Source organism: Rhodococcus sp. RD6.2, from assembly GCF_001040705.1.
Taxonomy (GTDB): Bacteria; Actinomycetota; Actinomycetes; order Mycobacteriales; family Mycobacteriaceae; genus Rhodococcus_G.
This window is the reverse complement of the sequence record NZ_CVQP01000009.1, coordinates 25,065-43,616: the sequence shown is the minus strand read 5'-3', so window position 1 is coordinate 43,616 and position 18,552 is coordinate 25,065. Positions and strand designations below refer to the sequence as shown.

At 67.7% G+C, this 18,552-nt stretch carries 16 protein-coding genes; 8 read left to right on the top strand and 8 right to left on the bottom strand.

What is annotated here, in order from left to right; all coding sequences use genetic code 11:
• The first annotated feature begins 5 nt into the window (after positions 1-5).
• Positions 6-1,523 (top strand): acyl-CoA synthetase, encoded by a 1,518-nt coding sequence (locus RHCRD62_RS19015; protein ID WP_050066329.1) that lies wholly within the window; start codon positions 6-8, stop codon positions 1,521-1,523.
• Between the two features lie 150 nt (positions 1,524-1,673).
• On the opposite strand, the gene RHCRD62_RS19010 is transcribed toward RHCRD62_RS19015, so the two are convergent.
• From RHCRD62_RS19010 to RHCRD62_RS18985, 6 genes are all read right to left on the bottom strand, one after another.
• Positions 1,674-2,738 (bottom strand): branched-chain amino acid ABC transporter permease, encoded by a 1,065-nt coding sequence (locus tag RHCRD62_RS19010; protein WP_050066328.1) that lies wholly within the window; start codon positions 2,736-2,738, stop codon positions 1,674-1,676.
• Positions 2,735-3,619: a branched-chain amino acid ABC transporter permease gene (locus RHCRD62_RS19005; RefSeq protein ID WP_050066327.1), complete on the bottom strand. Its 885-nt coding sequence runs from the start codon at positions 3,617-3,619 to the stop codon at positions 2,735-2,737. Before RHCRD62_RS19005 ends, RHCRD62_RS19010 begins: the two co-directional genes overlap by 4 nt.
• Positions 3,620-3,635: 16 nt before the next feature.
• Positions 3,636-4,343, bottom strand: coding sequence for an ABC transporter ATP-binding protein (locus tag RHCRD62_RS19000; RefSeq protein ID WP_050066326.1), 708 nt, complete (start codon positions 4,341-4,343; stop codon positions 3,636-3,638).
• On the bottom strand, positions 4,340-5,137 hold the full coding sequence (locus tag RHCRD62_RS18995; RefSeq protein WP_050066652.1) for an ABC transporter ATP-binding protein: 798 nt from the start codon (positions 5,135-5,137) through the stop codon (positions 4,340-4,342). The genes RHCRD62_RS19000 and RHCRD62_RS18995 overlap by 4 nt, the downstream gene beginning before the upstream one ends.
• Positions 5,138-5,142: 5 nt before the next feature.
• Positions 5,143-6,378, bottom strand: coding sequence for an ABC transporter substrate-binding protein (locus RHCRD62_RS18990; protein WP_050066325.1), 1,236 nt, complete (start codon positions 6,376-6,378; stop codon positions 5,143-5,145).
• A gap of 346 nt (positions 6,379-6,724) precedes the next feature.
• The gene (locus tag RHCRD62_RS18985) at positions 6,725-7,939 is read right to left on the bottom strand and encodes a CaiB/BaiF CoA transferase family protein (RefSeq protein WP_050066324.1); all 1,215 of its coding nucleotides are present in this window, start codon (positions 7,937-7,939) and stop codon (positions 6,725-6,727) included.
• Between the two features lie 134 nt (positions 7,940-8,073).
• On the opposite strand from RHCRD62_RS18985, the gene RHCRD62_RS18980 reads away from it, so the two are divergent.
• Positions 8,074-8,847: a GntR family transcriptional regulator gene (locus tag RHCRD62_RS18980; RefSeq protein WP_050066323.1), complete on the top strand. Its 774-nt coding sequence runs from the start codon at positions 8,074-8,076 to the stop codon at positions 8,845-8,847.
• Here the strand turns inward: RHCRD62_RS18980 and RHCRD62_RS18975 are convergent.
• A complete protein-coding gene (locus tag RHCRD62_RS18975; protein ID WP_050066322.1) occupies positions 8,773-9,666 on the bottom strand; it encodes a hydroxymethylglutaryl-CoA lyase in 894 nt (297 codons plus the stop codon). The two genes, RHCRD62_RS18980 and RHCRD62_RS18975, sit on opposite strands and share 75 nt — an antisense overlap.
• A 295-nt stretch (positions 9,667-9,961) precedes the next feature.
• Here RHCRD62_RS18975 and RHCRD62_RS18970 point away from each other — a divergent pair, with 295 nt between their 5' ends.
• From RHCRD62_RS18970 to RHCRD62_RS18945, 6 genes are all read left to right on the top strand, one after another.
• Positions 9,962-11,497, top strand: a complete 1,536-nt coding sequence (locus RHCRD62_RS18970; RefSeq protein WP_050066321.1) for a class I adenylate-forming enzyme family protein — start codon at positions 9,962-9,964, stop codon at positions 11,495-11,497.
• Between the two features lie 36 nt (positions 11,498-11,533).
• The gene (locus RHCRD62_RS18965; RefSeq protein ID WP_050066320.1) at positions 11,534-12,472 is read left to right on the top strand and encodes an SMP-30/gluconolactonase/LRE family protein; all 939 of its coding nucleotides are present in this window, start codon (positions 11,534-11,536) and stop codon (positions 12,470-12,472) included.
• Between the two features lie 129 nt (positions 12,473-12,601).
• Complete coding sequence (locus RHCRD62_RS18960; RefSeq protein WP_050066651.1) at positions 12,602-13,396, top strand: SDR family NAD(P)-dependent oxidoreductase; 795 nt, start codon at positions 12,602-12,604, stop codon at positions 13,394-13,396.
• Between the two features lie 66 nt (positions 13,397-13,462).
• Positions 13,463-14,872: an outer membrane protein assembly factor BamB family protein gene (locus RHCRD62_RS18955; RefSeq protein ID WP_050066319.1), complete on the top strand. Its 1,410-nt coding sequence runs from the start codon at positions 13,463-13,465 to the stop codon at positions 14,870-14,872.
• Between the two features lie 33 nt (positions 14,873-14,905).
• Positions 14,906-15,172 carry a hypothetical protein gene (locus RHCRD62_RS18950; RefSeq protein WP_157050986.1) on the top strand — a complete coding sequence of 89 codons (267 nt, stop codon included), beginning with the start codon at positions 14,906-14,908 and terminating at the stop codon, positions 15,170-15,172.
• A 125-nt stretch (positions 15,173-15,297) separates the two neighbouring features.
• Positions 15,298-16,911 (top strand): L-lactate permease, encoded by a 1,614-nt coding sequence (locus RHCRD62_RS18945; RefSeq protein ID WP_050066318.1) that lies wholly within the window; start codon positions 15,298-15,300, stop codon positions 16,909-16,911.
• Between the two features lie 121 nt (positions 16,912-17,032).
• On the opposite strand, the gene RHCRD62_RS18940 is transcribed toward RHCRD62_RS18945, so the two are convergent.
• Positions 17,033-18,472: a hypothetical protein gene (locus RHCRD62_RS18940; RefSeq protein ID WP_253277413.1), complete on the bottom strand. Its 1,440-nt coding sequence runs from the start codon at positions 18,470-18,472 to the stop codon at positions 17,033-17,035.
• Positions 18,473-18,552 lie beyond the last annotated feature (80 nt).

Here is an 18,552-nt window from a genome sequence, read left to right as displayed (position 1 = left end):
CGGTCGTGTTTCCTGGCACCCACAGCGTCGTCACCCCGGACAAGGCCGCTGTCGTCATGGCATCGACCGGGGCGACCATCACCTACGCCGAATTGGAGGAACGATCCGCGCGTTTCGCGCGCTGGCTGTTCGAGGCCGGACTGCGGCGCGGTGACCACATTGCCGTGCTGTGCAACAACGATCCGACGCTCTTCGAATTGTACTGGGGCGCCATGCGTTGCGGCCTCTACGTCACGACCGCCAACCATCACGGCACCGTCGACGACATCGCCTACGTGGTTGCAGACTCCGACGCGAAGGTGCTCGTGGTGTCGGCGGCGTTGACCGAGCTCGCCGCCGACCTGGCCGGGCACCTCTCCGCGGACTGCCTGCGGCTGGCCTTCGGTGGCCCGGTCAGCGGATACGACTCCTACGCGGACGCGGTGGGCTCGGTGTCGGCGGAGCCGCTGCCGGATCAGCCTGCCGGGGCGGACATGGTGTACTCGTCCGGGACCACGGGCCGGCCGAAGGGCATCAAGTCACCGCTCCCCGACCGGCAGATCCACGAGGCACCCGGACTCCCGGCTACCGCCATCGTCGAGAAGTACTACGGATTCGACGCCGACACCGTCTACCTCTCACCGGCACCGATCTACCACGCCGCGCCGCTGCGTTACAGCACGGCGACCCAGTCGCTCGGCGGCACCGTGGTGCTGATGGACCGGTTCGACGCGGGCGACGCCCTCGCGGCGATCGAGCGGTACTCGGTAACTCACTCGCAGTGGGTGCCCACCCACTTCATCCGGATGCTCAAGCTTCCGGAGGAGGAGCGTGGCCGGTACGACCTGAATTCACTGCGGGTCGCCGTCCACGCCGCTGCTCCCTGCCCGGTCGAGGTCAAGGAAGCGATGCTCGACTGGTGGGGCGACGTGCTCTACGAGTACTACAGCTGCTCGGAGACCAACGGCTCCACACTGATCGACAGCGCAGAGTGGCGTCGCAAGCCGGGTAGCGTCGGCCGCAGCGCACAGGGCATCGCCCACATCTGCGGGGACGACGGCAGCGAGCTGGGGCCGGGTGAGGTCGGGTTGCTCTACTTCGAACGCGACGACTGGAGCTTCGAGTACCACAATGATCCCGTCAAGACCGCCGACACCCGGCATCCCGACCATCCGACATGGACGACGGTCGGCGACGTCGGCTACCTCGACGGGGACGGCTACCTGTTCCTCACCGACCGGGCGACGTTCATGATCATCTCGGGTGGCGTCAACATCTACCCGCAACAGATCGAGAACTGTCTCAGCGTGCACCCCGCGATCCTGGACGTCGCGGTGATCGGCGTCCCGGATCCGGAGATGGGGCAGTCCGTGCACGCGGTCGTGCAACTGGTCCCGGGCACCGATCCGTCGGACGACCTCGCACAGGACATCATCGACTTCGCGCGTAGTCGACTCGCCCGCTACACGTGCCCGCGGTCGGTGCAGTTCGTCGACGCACTCCCCCGCACCGAGACCGGCAAGCTGGCCAAGCACCGGCTGTAACGCCGGCCGCACGCGAGAACGAACCCCGGTCGCGCCGATCCCCAGTTATCTGGAGGATCGGCGCGGCCGCTGTCCGGTAGGGCGGCCCAACAAGAACGACCAAGGTCTCCCGTCGTGATGTCACGACGGGAGACCTTGGTGGCGGGTCGATCAGGACGCGGCGACCATCTCCCGAGGGTCCTCTTCCGCTGCGGAAGCGATCCGGGAATCCTTGCGCCGACCGGGGATTCGCGCGACGACAGGGCCGAGACCCCACCGGACGAGGCTGATCAGCCCGTACGGAAGCACAAAGATGAACAGGATCAGCGCGGCGCCGTAGGTGATCCCTGCCGCCGACTGGTTGATGTCGGCCGTGAACTGCGGCACGTACACCACGAAGAAGGCACCGAACACGACACCGGGCACGGTGCCGAGGCCGCCGACGACGATCAGCGTGATGAACGCGATCGCCAGCGGAAGGCCGAACGCCTCCGGACCCACGTACTGGACCACGAGGCTGTAGAGCACACCGCCGACACCCGCGAGCGCCGCACTGAGAGCGAACACCGTCGTCTTCGTGCGGGTGGCGGGGACACCGAGCGTGGTCGCGACCGCCTCGTAGTCGCGAATCGCGATGAGCGAACGCCCGATTCGCCCGGTCGAGAGCCGGCGCACCACCACGTACGCCACGACGGCGGTCGCCAGGCACAGGTAGTACACCCACTGGTCACGCTCGAGCCCGGTGAACTCCGGTGCCTGCGCACCGGTGACGTTGATACCGGCCTGCCCGTCGGTGACGTGCTCGAACCGTTTGATCACCGCGGGCGTCACGAGCGCGAGACCCAGTGTGGCGAGCGCCAACTGGAGTCCGTGGAGTCGCAGCGCGGGCAGCCCGAACAGGTAGCCGACGCCGTAACAGACGACGAAGGCGATCGGGAACAGCAGCAGGTAGGGCACGCCGTGGTTCTCGATCAGCACGGCACTCAGGTAGGCCCCGACCGCGAAGAAGAAGCCGTGCCCGAGCGAGATCTGCCCGGTGTTGCCGGTAAGCAGGTTCAACCCCAGCCCGACGACGACGTACACGAGCACCATGGACCGGTCGAAGTTGACGTACGGCGCAGACACCAGCGGCGCCGCCGCCGCGACGAGCAGCACGACGGCCACCGTGGTCCGGGACAGCCAGCGCGGCGCGTCGAGCTCCGCGCGGGGTTGGCGCAGAAGTTCCAGGATTCTCATACCCTCACGACCTTTCGTGCACCGAAGAGGCCCTCGGGCTTGAAGAGCAGGACGCCGAGGATCAGGGCCAGCGCCACCGCCTGTTTGAAGTCGTGCCCGATCCACGAGATGTACGTGCCCGCCAAGTTTTCCGCGATGCCGACGATCAGACCACCGATGAGTGCCCCGACCGGGCTGTCCAGCCCGCCGAGCACTGCCGCCGCGAACGCGTAGATCAGCGACGCGACGAGCATGTTCGGCTGGAGGAGCAACTGCGGAGCCGCGAGCGATGCCGCGAGTGCCCCGATCGCGGCGGCCAGTCCCCACCCGATGGTGAGCATCCGTCCGACCGGGATACCGATCAGCTGTGCCGAGTCCGGATTGCCTGCCGCCGCTCGCATCGCGAGTCCGGTCCTGGTCCGTTGGAACAGCCAGAAGAGCAGGACCGCCACGACCACGACCGCGGCCACGATCACCAGTGACTGTCGGGAGATCGCCACCGGTCCGAGGGTGACGACGGATCCCGACACCGCAGTCGGGAAGGGCTTGCTCTGCACGCCCCAGATCCATCCGGCCGCACTATTGAGCACGAGCATCAGACCGAGGGTGATGATGACCAGCGGCATGTGGTTCGGGGACGACGCCAACGGTCGGATCAGCACGCGTTCGGTCACCGCGCCACCGGCGAACGCCACGACCATCGCACCGAGGATGGCGAGGTACAGCGGCGCACCCCACTGGTGGAACTGCCACGCGAAGAACGCCGAGAACATCGCCATCTCGCCCTGGGCGAAGTTCACGATCCCGGACGCCCGGTAGACGAGGACGATGCTCAGCGCGAACGCGCCGTACAGCGCGCCCCAGGTCAGCCCGTCCACCAACTGTTGAAGAAATACCTGCATTGCCTGACTCCTGTGCTCAGTATCCGAGGTAGGCGCGTCGCACCGACTCGTCGTGGGCGAGGTCGACCGCGGGACGCTGGGACACGATCCGGCCCGAGTCGACGAGCACCGCCGACGTACCGATCTCGAGGGCCAGATGCGCGTTCTGCTCGACGACGAGAATCGTTGTCCCGGTGTCCTGTTTGATGCGGCCGAGCGCGGCGAACACCTCCTGGGTGATGCGCGGCGCGAGCCCGAGCGACGGCTCGTCGAGCAGGAGCAGCCGCGGCTGGGCGACCAGTGCGCGGGCGATGGCGAGCATCTGCTGCTCGCCGCCGCTGAGCCCCGACGCCAACTGGCGTCGGCGTTCCCGTAGCCGCGGGAAGAAGTCGTACCACTGCTCGACCGCCCGCCCGGTGGCCGCGGACGTGGTGGCGTAGCCACCGATCAGCAGGTTCTCCTCCACACTGAGATCCCCGAACGTGCCGCGCCCCTGCGGGACGTGCGCCACGCCGAGTCGGGCGATCCGGTCGGTGCGCATTCCCGTGATGTCACGGCCGTCGAACGTGATCCGCCCGCTCGTCCGTACCATCCCGCAGATCGACCGCAGGATCGTCGTCTTGCCTGCGCCGTTCGCGCCGAGGACCACGGTCACCTCGCCGTCGGGCACCTGGAAGTCGATGCCGTGCAGCACTTCCGCGCTGCCGTAGCGGGCGTGAACCCCCTCGAGTGTCAGCAGGTTCATGCGGCACCTCCCAGGTACGCCTCGACGACCTCCGGATGGACCGCGACCTCCGCGGGAACACCCTCGGTGACCTTCTCGCCGAAGTTCAGGACGACGACCCGGTCGGAAATCGACATCACCATCGCCATGTGATGCTCGACCAGCAGGACCGAGAACCCACGCTCGTCGCGCAGTCGCCGGACGGTCTCCGCGAGTTCGAGAACCTCCTCGTGGATCAACCCGTTCGCCGGCTCGTCGAGCATCAGCAGACGCGGACGCTGCATCAGGGCCCGCGCCAGCTCGATTCGTTTGAGGGTCCCGTAGGGCAGGGTGCCCGCGGGGTCGCGTCCTACCGACGCGAGGTTCATCGAGTCGAGCAGCGCCCAGGCGTCCTCCCGCTCCTGCCGTTCCTCCCGCGAGGTCCGGGGCAGACCGAGGGCACTGCCCAGGAACCCCGACCGGGTGCGCGAGTACGCGCCGGTGAGCACGTTGTCGACCACCGTCATCGTGGGGAACAGGCCGATGTTCTGGAAGGTCCGGGCGATTCCGACATCGGCGACACCGTCCGCCGACAGGGCCAGAAGATCGATGTCCCCGAAGGTGATCCGCCCCGAGTCCGGCTGATACAGCCTGCTGATGCAGTTGAACATCGTCGTCTTGCCCGCGCCGTTCGGTCCGATCAGCCCAACGATCTGCCCGGGCTCGATCGTGAACGACGGCCCGTTCAGCGCGACGACGCCACCGAACCGGAGCGTGATGTCCTGCACTCGCAGGGTGGGTACCTCACCGGTACCGGCCGCGCTCGCCTCCCGCACCGCACTCACCCCTCGGTGCTGCGGTTGACCACAGCGTCGTAGTGCCAGCTGCCGCCGCGGAAGGTCATCGGTGCCATCGACGTGATCGCGTACGGGTAATCCGGGGTGGTGTCGAACGTGACGCCCTCGATGGAGAGGTCCGTGGTCACGTCGTGCATGTTCCGGACCGAGTCGAGGAGGTCGGCGCGGGTGCAGCCCTTCATCTGTTCGAGCGCGGTGACCAGCAACTGCGCGGTGTTGTAGCCCGTTGCCGCGATGGTGTCGGTGGTCTTGACGGTGCCTGCGTTCCGGTCGGCGAACGCGCGCCACTCCTGCACACCGGGCTGACCGTCGTGATCCCGGCTGCTGACGTCGTAGATCCAGTAGAAGGAGTGGACACCCTCGGCGGCCTCGAGTCCTGCCGGGGCGAGCACGAAGTTCGTGTCCGTGGCGCCCGAGTAGATGTACGTGTCCGGCTTCCAACTCAATTCGTGAGCCTTCTTGAGGGACTGCGTCACGAAGCTCGCGGTCGCGAAGTTGACGAACACGTCGGCACCGGAGTTCGCGAGGTTGACGATCTGAGAGTCCACCGACGGCGTGGTCTGCTCGTACGACTGCTGTGCGACGATCTGCGTCCCGCTTCCCTCGAGCGCGGACTTCAGCGCGTCGAGGCTGCCGTTGCCGAGGCTGTCGTTCGGGTACAGCACGGCGATCTTCGCCTGCGGGTGGTCGCGGAGGATCTGCTTCGCCCGCTCCGACACCTCCCATCCGGTCTGCGGATTCACCGCGCCTGCGACGATCGGGCGCTTGTCGATAGTGGCAAGCAGTTCGTCGGTGCCGGTCATCGGGAAGACGAGCGGCACCTCCTTCTGCGCCAGGTAGTCGACGACCGCGAGGGTCGAGGCGGTACCGACCAGGTTCTGGATCGCGAAGACCTGCTCCTGCTCCACCAGCGAGCGAACATTGCCGACCGTGCGGGCGGGGTCGTATCCGTCGTCCAGCGCGGTGTACAAGATCTTGCGAGTCTTGCCGTCCCCCATGGCAACCCCGCCTGCCGCGTTGATCTCCTCGAACAGCGCGGTCGCCGCGGCGGCCTGAGGTCCAGCCACCGACTGCATGAGGCTGGTACCGAACCGGATCTCGGAGTCGGTGATACCGGGATCGCAGTCGCCTGCGGCCGTCGCGCTCTCGCGGCCGGAGCAGGCGGTCAGGGTTGCTGTGGCGCACAGGGCGGTCAGGCCAACGGCGATGGTGCGTTTCATGGTCGCTCCGTTTGTCGAGGGGGGGTGGCCCCGGAGGTGGTGGGTGTCGACTCCGGGAAGGGTGTTGCCGGTTGCCACGGCGGCGCCGCAGCAGGAGTGAGGGTGATGTGACAGTCATGTCACCATTCGCCCAAATTGTGATCGTCGACACGGAGCATGTCAACCCCGTCGCAGCCGCATGGTCGCTCCAGACCCCTTCCACCCCAATGGAATACGACGCACCACCAGACGAAACCGTCGGACAACGCAAACAGGCCCCACACCATTCGTGTGTGGGGCCGCATTGCGCCGATACTTGTCAGCGCGGCAGATCCCGGACGCCGTCAACGGCGTCCGGGACCAGATGTCAGCTGTTGTCCTGCATGGCAATTCCCGAGGACTGCAGGTCGGCCCAGCGGGCCTCGTCGACGCCTGCCAGCGCGGTCAGCACTTCACGTGTGTGCTCACCGAGACCCGGACCGGGAACCGGTTGCGCCGGTGCGGACCGAGAGAACTTGGGCACGACGCCTGCGGCGGGCACGGCAACACCGAACTGGTTGACCAAGCGCACCACCATGTCCCGCGCCTCATAGTGCGGATCGGCCAACATGTCCGGGGCGGTGTAGATCCGGCCGGCGGGAACGCCGCCGTCCTCCATCTCCTTCAGCAGTTGGTCGGCGGTCATCGTTGATGCCCAGGCACCGATGATGGCGTCGATCTCGGCCATGTTGTCGCCACGTGGTCCGTGTTCGGCGAACCTCGGGTCCTCGGCAAGTTCCACTCGACCCATGGCAGTGCAGAGCCGGCGGAAGACGGTGTCGGCGTTCGCGGCAATGATCACCTCGGCTCCGTCCGACGTGGGGTAGACGTTCGAGGGCGCCACCCGAGGCAGCACGGATCCGGTTCGCCCGCGGGTGATTCCACCGATTTCATGGTCCGCCATGGTCGATTCCATGAGCGCGGCCACCGCCTCGTAGATCGCGACGTCCACCTCCTGACCCCGGCCGCTGACCGACCGTTCGTGGACCGCCGCGAGGGTGCCGATCACGGCGAACAGGGCCGCCAGCGAGTCACCGAGGCTGATGCCGGTACGGGTCGGAGGCAGTTCCGGGTTGCCCGTCGTGTGCCGGATGCCGCCCATCGCCTCGCCGACACTGCCGAATCCGGCGTCCGTCGATCGCGGCCCGTCCTGACCGAACCCGGAGACGTGGACGACGATGATTCGCGGGTTGATCTCTGAGAGCGCCGCGTAGTCCAGCCCCCACTTGGCGAGCGTGCCGGGCCGGAAGTTCTCGAGGACGATGTCGGCCTCGGCGACCAGCGCACGGATCAGATCGCGGCCGTCGGACTGCCTCAGGTCGATGGCGACCGACTTCTTGTTGCGCGCGATGGACGGCCACCACAGGCTCTCGCCGTCGACCGTCACGCCCCACCGACGCATCGAGTCACCGGAACCGGGCGCCTCGACCTTGAGGACCTCGGCTCCGTAGTCGCCGAGCAACTGTCCGGCGAAGGGACCGGCGATGAAGCTTCCCAGTTCGAGTACACGCAGGCCACTCAGAGGACCAACAGTCGCAGTCATGCGGTCGATTGTACACAATTTATGGCGATTGTCCCCCGCTGAACCGGAAACACCCCCAGTATGTATACAAACAAGGGTGGTCGGTCGGGATAGGCTTGCCGCGACGCGATCACCCGACACAACGAAGAGGAACCGTGGCAACCACACCGCAGGCACCGGGACAGGCGGCCTATGCGCACATTCGCCGGGAGATCGTCGAAGGGCGGTACCGGCCGGGTCAGCGTCTGATCGAGCAGCGCATCGCCGAGCAGTTCTCGCTGTCTCGCACACCCGTCCGTGAGGCGCTGCGACGGCTCGAGGCCGAAGGACTCGTTCTCAGCGAACCCAACCGGGGAGCCGTCGTGCGCACCTTGTCGACGGCCGACGTGTCGGACCTGTATGGTCTCCGCGCGCGACTCGAGGCATACGCGGCCGAGCTGGCAGCGGAGCGTATCGATGCCACCAACCTCGACGAACTCGACGCGGGCATCGACGCGTTCGCGCTCGCACTGTCCGCGACGTCGTTGGACGCGGTGGACCGGGTCCGAGCGGTCGACACCGCGAACAGCCGGATCCACGGGGCGATCATGGCCGCCGCGAAGCACGAACGCCTGAGCCGGCTCCTCGAACGCACCACGGACGTCCCCCTCGTCTTCCAGGCGTTCCGGCAGTACGACCGGGCCCAGACCGAGCGGTCACACCTGTTCCACCAGCTCATCCGGGACGCGATCGTCGGCGGCGACGGTGGCCGGGCATCGGCCCTCATGCACGAGCACGTCCTCCAGGGTCGCGATGTGCTGCTCGCCCACCTCGCCGCCACCGACGGCGGGGAGGTGGCCGACCTGTTCGAGGGGTCAGCCCGGGAAGGCACCGGCGCGGGCAAGCTGTCCGGGAACCGTGGCGCCGAGAACCCCGCCGAGCCAGTCTGAGGCGTCGATCAGGTCGGGAAGCCGCGCACCCGAATCGATTCCGCTTCGGTCCAGGAGATAGACGAGGTCTTCCGTCGCGATGTTGCCGGTGGCGTCCGGCGCGAAGGGGCACCCGCCGATCCCGCCGATCGAGGAGTCCAGCACCGTCACTCCCGCGTCGAGTGCCGCGATCGCGTTGGCGTAGCCGGTGTTACGAGTGTTGTGGAAGTGGCAGCGCAACCGGACGTCGGGAGCGACTGCCGCGGTCCCCGCGACCAGGCGGGTGACCTGGGCGGGCACCCCGACCCCGATGGTGTCGGCCAACGCGATCTCGTCCACACCGAGCTCGGCCACCTGCGCTGCAAGTCCGAGGACAGCCGACTCCGGAACCTCACCCTCGAACGGGCACCCGAATGCGGTGGCGATGGTGACCGACACCGCGATGCCGGCCGCCCGCGCGTCCCCGACGAGATCGCGCACCGTGTCCACCGAGTCGGCGACCGACATGCGCTGGTTGCGCGCACTGAACGTCTCGGACGCCACGACGACGCAGTTCACCTCGTCGACGCCCGCCGCAACCGCGCGATCGAATCCGCGACGGTTGAGGACGAGGCCGCTGTAGGAGACGTCGGCGCGGCGTGGCACTCCTGCCATGACGGCCTCGGCATCGGCCATCTGCGGTACCGCGGCCGGGTGCACGAAGCTGGTCGCCTCGATACGACGCAGGCCGGACGCGATCGCACGCTCGATCAGCGCGATCTTGTCCGCGGTCGACACGTGCACCTTCTCGTTCTGCAGCCCGTCACGGGGGCTCACCTCGACGATCTCCACGGCCAACACCTTCCGTCGCAGCCTCGCTTGCAGCTATCCCTCAGGACGCCTCAACATTGTATACAAACAACGTAGCCTCACGAAGGGATGCAATCCCGACGCACCCCCGGCTCGACACCCCTGCTCACCGACCCACACAGCCGATCTCGCTCAGAGTTCCCAGATTCCTACACCCGGGCGCGCATTCGTTCCGCATCCCCGGACAACCGGGGCGTTATCGACAACCCCTTGTGACCTGTCGCACTTCCACGCTAGATTGTGTGCAATCCTTAGTCGAACCGGCCTCGTTTCCCTTGGAGCCCACATGCTGTACAGCGACCTTCTGCGGCGGAACGCCGCCCGCTTCCCCCATCGGACCGCGCTCGCCATGGACGACGGTTCCGACGCGCGGACCTACGCCGAACTCCACCAGCGCGGGATGCGCCTGGCCAACGGCCTGAGCGGGCTGGCCTCCCCCGGGGACCGCGTCGCCCTGTTGTCCGAGAACAACCTCGAGTACGTCGAGGCCTACTACGGCGTCCCGTCCGCAGGCATGGTCCTGACCCTGCTCAACTACCGGCTCCACCCCATGGAGTGGGTCTGGATCCTCAACGACTCCGGCGCACGCGTGCTGATGGTCGAGGCCAAGTACCTCGAGGCCATCGCCGACCATCGATCCGAGCTCACGAGCGTCGAGCACATTATCGTGATCGGTGAGGCTGCAACGGGATTCACCACCTACGAGAACGTCCTGACGTCGTCGGCGACGACCGTCCCGCAATTGAGGATCAGCGACGACGACGACGCGTGGATCCTCTACACCAGCGGGACGACGGGCAAACCCAAGGGCGCCCGGCTGAGCCATCGCAACCTCAACACCGCACTGATCCAGTCGGCGATCGAGTACGACCCCACGCCGGACACGTGCTTCCTCAACGCCATGCCGCTGTGCCACATCGCCGGCTACCTGACGCCGCTGCACCAGTTTCACGGCGGCTCGGTCCTGATGATGTCGGGCTGGGATCCCGAGCGGTGGATGCAGTTGGTGCAGGACAACCGCGTGACCAGCGGCGGCTTCGCACCGACCATGATGCAGATGCTGCTCGCACACCCCAAGATCAACGACTACGACCTCAGCAGCCTGGAATGGATGGGCTACGGAGCGTCGAAGATCCCCGCCGACGTGCTGCGCCAGACCATCGAGCGGTTCGGTCCGGTCGTCTACGCCGGGATGGGCATGACGGAACTGGGCGGCAACATGCTCACCCTGGACAAGGCGGCCCACGTCCGAGCGGCTCAGGGCGAGGAGCACCTGCTCGACGCCGTCGGCAAGCCGATGTCGCTGGTCGACGTCCGCGTGGTCGACCCGTCCGGAAACGAGTGCGCCACCGGCGAAATCGGTGAGATCGTCGTCCAGGGCGACCAGGTCACCAACGGATACTTCGGCAACCCCGCGGCGGATACGGAGGCCTTCGAGGGCGGCTGGTTCCACACCGGAGACCTGGCGCGCCAGGACGAGGAGGGCTTCCTCTACATCGTCGACCGGGCCAAGGACATGATCATCACCGGTGGCGAGAACGTGTACTCCAGCGAGGTCGAGAACGCGATCTACACACACCCCGACGTTCTCGGTGCCGCCGTCATCGGAACACCCGACGAGAAGTGGGGCGAACTCGTCACCGCGGTCGTGGTGCGCAAGCCGGGCACGCAGCTGACGGCCGACGAGGTCGTCGGCAGCTGCAAGGCGCAACTCGCCGCGTTCAAGCAGCCCCGCAAGGTCATCTTCATCGACGAGATGCCCCAGACCGTCAGCGGCAAGATCCGCAAGAACGTCCTGCGCGATCAGTTCACCACCAACTGACGCCCCTTCAACGACCCACGAACACAGGAGAACCCGATGTCATTCACCGTCCTCACCACCGGGCTGAAGTTCCCTGAAGGCCCGGTGTCACTGCCGAACGGCGATGTGCTGGTCGTCGAAATTCACCGGGGCACCCTCACCCGCGTGACCCCCGACGGCACCACCACCGTCGTCGCGGAGGTCGGCGGTGGCCCCAACGGCGCTGCGATCGGCCCCGACGGGCGCTGCTACATCGCGAACAGCGGCGGAATGATCGCCACCGAGGCGTACGGCTACGTCTTCTCCGGGGGCACCCCGGCGGACTACACCAGCGGCAGCATCCAGGCCGTCGACCTCGAGACCGGCGAGGTCGAAACGCTGTACACCGAGTGCGACGGAACCCCACTGCGCGGCCCCAACGACATCGTCTTCGACGCGCACGGTGGCTTCTACTTCACCGACCACGGCAAGAGCAACGAGAAGACGACCGACCACGGCCGCCTCTTCTACGGCACCGTCGACGGCTCGTCCATCCGTCAGATTGCATCGGACATGAACGGCCCCAACGGAGTCGGGATCTCCCCTGACGGCACCCGGCTCTACGTCAGCGAGACCTTCACCGCCCGCGTCTGGTGGTGGGAGATCACCGGGCCCGGTGAGATCGTGGGCGGTTTGACCCTCGCCGGCTCCGGCGGCGGCAACTTCCTCTACGGGTCGCCCGACTTCCGCTACTTCGACTCGCTCGGCGTCGAGGCCAACGGAAACATCTGCGTCGCGTCGCTGGCCACGCCCGGCATCTGCGTGATCAGCCCGGAGGGCACACTGGTCGAGATCGTCGCCATCGACACCGACGGCGACCCCGGCATCACGAACATCTGCTGGGGTGGACCGGACATGCGCACGGCGTACATCACGGCGTCGAGCACCGGCAAGGTCCTCCGATTCGACTGGCCCCGAGCGGGTCTGGTTCTCAACAACCAGGCGGTCCCGGTCTGACCCGATCGGTGCGCCCTGCGCAGCGTCCAGCAGCCCGATACGCTCGTCGGAGCCGGTAGCGACGGCACGAAGATCGTCGACAACGTCGTCGACGACGGTGGCACCGGCTCCGCGAGGGGAGCAATGCACATGCAGATCGATCTCACCGGGCGCACCGCGCTTGTCACCGGATCGACCCAGGGCATCGGCCTCGCCATCGCCGTAGGTCTCGCCCGCTCGGGTGCCCGTGTCGTGGTCAACGGTCGAGGCGCGGACCGAGTTGAGGAGGCAGCCCGAGCGGTGCGAGCCGAATCCGACGGCGCCGACGTCCTCGGCGCCGTCGGCGACCTGTCCACAGAGGCGGGCACCGCGGCCGTACTGAACGCAGTGCCCGCCGTCGACATCCTCGTCAACAACCTCGGCATCTTCGGCTCCGCTCCCCCACTGGAGATCGACGATGCCGAGTGGCGCCGCTACTTCGAGGTCAACGTCCTCTCCGCCATCCGTCTCATCCGCGCCTACCTGCCCGGCATGACCGACCGCCGCTGGGGTCGCGTCCTCAACCTGGCCAGCGACTCGGCCGTCGTAATACCGGCTGAGATGATCCACTACGGCATGACGAAGACGTCACTGCTCGCCGTCAGCCGCGGCTTCGCGAAGGCCGCCGCCGGCACCGGAGTCACCGTGAACTCTGTGATAGCCGGGCCGACACACACCGGTGGTGTCGAGGAGTTCGTCCGCGAACTGGTCGGCGACGAATTGCCCTGGGATGAAGCGCAACACGAGTTCATGGTGACGTACCGGCCCCAGTCGCTACTACAGCGTCTCATCGAGCCCGAGGAGATCGCGAACCTCGTCGTGTACCTCGCCTCTCCCCTCGCGTCGGCCACCACCGGCGGTGCGATCCGGGTCGACGGCGGCTACGTCGATTCGATACTGCCCTGAGCTGTGCCGACGGTGCCGATTCGAGGATTACTGTGGCCCTCGCCGGCGGACCGTTAACGTGTGCCTATGCACACGGGGGTGGGGGATCACCGGAAGCTCGTCATACTCGGTTCGATCATGGTGGTGGTCGCGGCGCTCGGGGTGCTCGTGACCGTCCTTCGCCAGGACGAGTCCCCGACCGGCGGCGAACCATCCGCCGAGGCCGACCGCCACGTGGTGACCACCTCGCTCGAGACTGCGCCGGCGCAGGCGTGGACCCTCGACGTCGGACGCCTCACCGACAATCCCGGTGACGTCCTCCTGCCGATGCCGTACCAGCTCGAGTCCTACTACGGCTACGGCGGGATTCTCGACGCCGGCGACCTCATGATCGCTGCCGTGGCACACCCCCTTCCCGAAGTCGCGGGGCAGTCCGGTCGTCCCGTCGGTGACGTGACCCTCGTCGGGATTCGTCCCACCGATGGGTCGCCGGCATGGAAGACACGGATCGGAAGGGTGACTCAGTGCAGTCCCGAGGTCGAGGCCGCGGTCCTCGCGTGCTGGGAGAGGCGTCGGATAGCGTTCGTCGACACCACATCCGGGACGCTCCTGGCCGAACTCGGCACCGACTTCGACATCAACGGCGCGCAGATCAGCGGAAGCACCGTGTACGTGTCGGGTTCCGGAACGGACGGCGGGACCCAGGCGCCGGTTCTCACCAGCGGAACCGTCACCGATCTCACCGCGAACTTCCGACGCACCTTCGGCACCCTCGACGGCGGCGCGCCCGTCCATACGGTGCCGGACAGCAACGCCGTCATCGCCGTGGTGCGCGGCCCGGGCGATCCGCAGTACGTGTACACCGTCTTCGATCTCGACTCCGGGGCCACGCGGTTCACCTTCGAGGGCGACTCGCTTCAACCGGTTGGGGACGGCCTGTTCCTCGTCAGCCGCGGCTCGCGGTCGGGAACGGTCGGAACTCAGGACCTCCTCGCCGCGGACGGTTCGACCATCCGCTCGATCCCCATCCCCTCGTACCGCTCACCAACCTTCCCCAGCAAGCCGTCCTCGCCGCCGCCGATGTTTCTCGGCGACGGCGCCTACGATCCCGCGTCCGGTGACGAACTCTGGCGCAGCCCGGCACTCGTGAAGGACGAATCATCCGGCAGGAGCAGCGCTCTGGTGGCAGTGGTCGGAAGCACCGCCCTGGTCACCTCACCGGACTCGAAGACCATCACCGGTCTCGACCTACGCTCGGGCAGGCAGCTGTGGCAGACGCCGTGGGAGGACGCGTACTGGGTGCGCGGCGGAGCCACCGACGGCGAGCACTTCGCGTTCGGCGACTACACCGGCACCCATGCGATCCGGGCGAGCGATGGAGAGATCGTGTGGTCGGTGCCGTGGCCGGGCGACACCGACCCTCGCCAGATCCAGGTGTCCAGCGCAGGCGGCAGCCTCATGGTGTCGTGGCTCGATCACGTGGCCGTCTCGAGATAGCCGCCTCGTCTGATCGACGTCGCGGGCGGCGGCGTGCACGTCGGCCTGTTGGTCGAGCCTCGCACCGACATCGTCGACTACACCAACGAGGCGATCATGTCTCCCGAGGAACAGGCCTGGAAGGTCGACCCGTACTTCAGCACGCCGGTGATCCTCGGGCACAAGGTCGCGCTGTGGACGCCGACGGCGCCGGGTGAGCATTCGCTGATGGCGTATCAGACTTCCGCCGGCGGCCCCGTCCGGACGGTCACCGTCAATCCCGCCACTCCCCTCGGTCCCGTGTGCCTCGTCACGCCCTGACGATGCCGGGAACCACCGCACCCCACCACGAAGATAGTTACCGTGCGATTAATTCGTGCACGATATAGTTCCTGGTAGGTTCACCGGCGAGGGAGACCGTTCGTCGACGACCGAGGTGGAGCCCAGTGGCATTCGTGCAGGTACCGGCGCCCGTGGCGGGCGAACTCGGACTGTCGGCAGTCGTCGCCGCACTGCCGCTCGTCTCCATGTTCGTGATGCTTGCGGTGCTGAGAATCAAGGCGCACTGGGCGGCGCTGGTGTCGCTGGCCGTCGCCCTGGTGATCGCGATCGGGGTCTACCGGATGCCCGCGGGCCAGGCACTGAGCGCGGGCGCCGAGGGCGCGAGCTTCGCGTTGCTGTCGATCATGTGGACCGTCGTCAACGCGGTGTGGATCTACAACATGACCGTCGAGAGCGGCCACTTCGACGCGCTGCGGCGCTCGTTCGCCGGCATTTCCGCAGACCGCCGTATCCAGGCGATCATCGTCGCGTTCTGCTTCGGCGCCCTGCTCGAGTCGGTGGCAGGGTTCGGCACCCCGATCGTGATCTCGTCGGTCATGTTGGTGGCACTCGGTTTTCGTCCGATGAAGGCGGCGATGGTCGCGCTCGTCGCCAACACCGTCGCGACACCGTTCGGGGTGCTGGGAACGCCGACCCTGACCATGTCGCGGGTGACGGGACTGCCCGTCGACGAGATCGGAGCCGTCGTCGGACGGCAGGTTCCGGTTGTGGCCGTCGTCGTGCCACTCGTGCTGGTGGTCCTGATCGACGGTCGACGCGGCCTGCGGGAGACCTGGCCCGCCGCGGTGGTCGCTGGAATTTCCTTCGCGGCAGCCCAGTTCGTGTGCTCGAACTACATCGCGGTCGGGCTGGTCGACACGGTCGCCGCAACGGTGAGCGCGCTCGCGCTGGTCGCCCTCCTGCGGGTCTGGACACCCGGCGCCGGGACCCGCGCGGGTGCCGCGGAGTCCGACCGACCCGGGCACGCCGACGAGCCGAACCGCGCCCGAACCGCGCAGGCGTACGCGCCGTACGTGCTGATCGTGGCGGTGTTCGCGGCCAGCCAACTCGGACCGGTGAAGGCGCTTCTCGCCCGGACAACGCGGGTGTTCGACTGGCCCGGACTCGACGTCGTGACAGCCGCCGGGCTCGAACCCACTGCGGTCGCCTTCACCTTCCACACCCTCGCCGCCCCGGGGACACTGGTCCTGGTCGCAGGCCTGCTGTGCATCCCGATCCTGCGGCTGCGGCCGGCAGACGCGTTCCGCAGTTACGTCGCGGCACTGAACCGTCTGAAGTGGCCGATCGTCACGGTGATGTCGGTGCTCGCCCTTGCGTACGTGATGAGCCTGTCCGGGCAGACGATGACGATCGGACAGTGGATGGCCACGGCAGGCGGCGCGTTCGCGTTGCTGTCCCCCGCCCTGGGGTGGCTCGGCGTCGCGGCGACCGGGTCCAACACCTCCTCCAACGCACTGTTCGGGGCCCTTCAGGTTGCGGCCGCCGGTCAGGCCGGATTGGACCCACGAGTGCTGGCTGCCGCGAACATGTCCGGTGGCGCACTGGGAACGGTGCTGTCTCCTCAGAACCTCGCGCTGGTCGCGGCCGTCGGGGGCCTTGCGGGCCGGGAGGGCGCACTGCTGCGCAGGCTGCTGCCGTGGAGCCTGGGCGGCCTGGCGGTGATGTCTGCTCTGATCTGGCTGCAGACCACCGGCGCGGCAGCGTGGATGCTGCCGTGACGCCGAGGACGCCCGATCATCCGACAGCGGTCGGCGCGTCCTCGACCCGAGGGCGAAACACGCGGTGGCCCGGTCGGAATCCGCGGACGGAATCGACCGAGCCACCGGTGGTCCACGGCGGCTAGCCGCGCGATACGCGCACGATGCCGTTGAGCGTTCCCTGAATCAGGTCACCTTCGGAGGTGATGAGGCCGGACATCTGGATGGTGTCGTTGAGGGTGCTGCCCGGCATGTCCGCGGTCGCCATGACCGCACCGGTGGCCGGGTTGATCGCGGCGTAGGCGAACCCGTCCGTAGCACCGCCCGTACCCTTCCGGAGCACCGTGTAGATGGTGTCGTCGGCGGTCGACAGGTGCGGAACCGCAGAGCTCTTCACGTCGGTGTCCCAGAGCACGGTGCATCCGCCGGAGCCGACCTCGACACGCGTCATCCCGCCTGCGAACGGCGCCGAGGCGGGCACGGACGGTCCGGCGCTCTCCGGGACGGCGGGGTACGGGTAGCCGTACGTTCCGGCGACGATCACCGTCGATCCGATCGCGATCGGCGAGTTCTCGCTGCCCGGTCCACCGTTCGCCAGCACCGGGGTGTGGCACACCTGCTGACCGTCCGACACCCGGTACACCAGCAGCGACACCGTGGTGTCGGCGCTGTCCACGATCGTCACGTACTCGTGCCCGGTCACGGGCCCGAAGTAGGTGGGAGTCGACCCGGTTCCCCAGCTGAGTTGTCCTGGCTTTCGGGCACTTCCGCGGTCGTACGCGGCCCGCCACTGCACCTGAGGCGCCTGACCCGGTGCGGCGGACAGCTCGTACAGGGCGTGCGTGGTCGCCACCGAGGTCCCGGTGGGCGACGTGGAGATGCTGTTCTCGACGCGCTCGCCCGCGGGCAGATCGACCGTACGCGCAACCCCGGCGGCGTCGACGTACCCGACCCGGCCCGCGCCCGTCGCGAACCACACGTTCCCGGCCCAGTCGGGAGCCAGACCGGTGACACTGTCGTCGGCGGCGATCACACCGGACAGGTCGACGGACTCGTCGACGGACAGGGACCACCGTCCGCCACTGTTGTGGTGCCCGACCCGGACGAGCCTGCGCTCCCCGTCGACGGCGACGAGCCTGTCGTTGTTGTCGAGGTAGGCGTACACGCCACCGAGGAGGCTGCCCTTGGGCAGTTCGAGTTCCGCGAGCGAGGCGCCCGCCGAGTTGCCGCCCGTGGACCCGGCAGCGACGGAGCCGAGGTCCGACGATCCGAGCCCGCTCGCCGATCCCGACGAACCGGAGCCGTCGGTGTCGATCAGGTGCACGGTCGGATTGCGCCCGATCATGGTGGTGCACAGCGCAACGACGAAGGAATCGGACCCCTGCAGCAGTGTCGGGCAGGCGGAGACGAGACTCGTCGCCCCGACCGTGACCTTCCCCGTACCGGGACCGGCGAGGGGTGTGACGTCCGAGGAACCGGCGTCGCCGTGCATGGTCGACGTCCCGGCCGGGCCCAGGTACGGATTCGGTGGCGCGAGTGGGCCCCACGGCTCAGCCGCGGCGGCGCTACCGCTGCCTAGCACGACGGACAGCGCGACCGCGGTCGCGGCAACACCGGCACGTGTAGACCTGTTCTGTGCGGCTCCGTCGTCACCGGAGGTAC

Excerpts from the sequence above, each read along its gene's own strand:
- RHCRD62_RS18985 (WP_050066324.1), bottom strand. The coding sequence starts at position 7,939 with ATGACTGCGACTGTTGGTCCTCTGAGTGGCCTGCGTGTACTCGAACTG.
- RHCRD62_RS19000 (WP_050066326.1), bottom strand. The coding sequence starts at position 4,343 with ATGAACCTGCTGACACTCGAGGGGGTTCACGCCCGCTACGGCAGCGCG.
- RHCRD62_RS18965 (WP_050066320.1), top strand. The coding sequence starts at position 11,534 with ATGTCATTCACCGTCCTCACCACCGGGCTGAAGTTCCCTGAAGGCCCG.
- RHCRD62_RS19005 (WP_050066327.1), bottom strand. The coding sequence starts at position 3,619 with ATGCAGGTATTTCTTCAACAGTTGGTGGACGGGCTGACCTGGGGCGCG.
- RHCRD62_RS18990 (WP_050066325.1), bottom strand. The coding sequence starts at position 6,378 with ATGAAACGCACCATCGCCGTTGGCCTGACCGCCCTGTGCGCCACAGCA.
- RHCRD62_RS18960 (WP_050066651.1), top strand. The coding sequence starts at position 12,602 with ATGCAGATCGATCTCACCGGGCGCACCGCGCTTGTCACCGGATCGACC.
- RHCRD62_RS19010 (WP_050066328.1), bottom strand. The coding sequence starts at position 2,738 with ATGAGAATCCTGGAACTTCTGCGCCAACCCCGCGCGGAGCTCGACGCG.
- RHCRD62_RS18970 (WP_050066321.1), top strand. The coding sequence starts at position 9,962 with ATGCTGTACAGCGACCTTCTGCGGCGGAACGCCGCCCGCTTCCCCCAT.
- RHCRD62_RS18955 (WP_050066319.1), top strand. The coding sequence starts at position 13,463 with ATGCACACGGGGGTGGGGGATCACCGGAAGCTCGTCATACTCGGTTCG.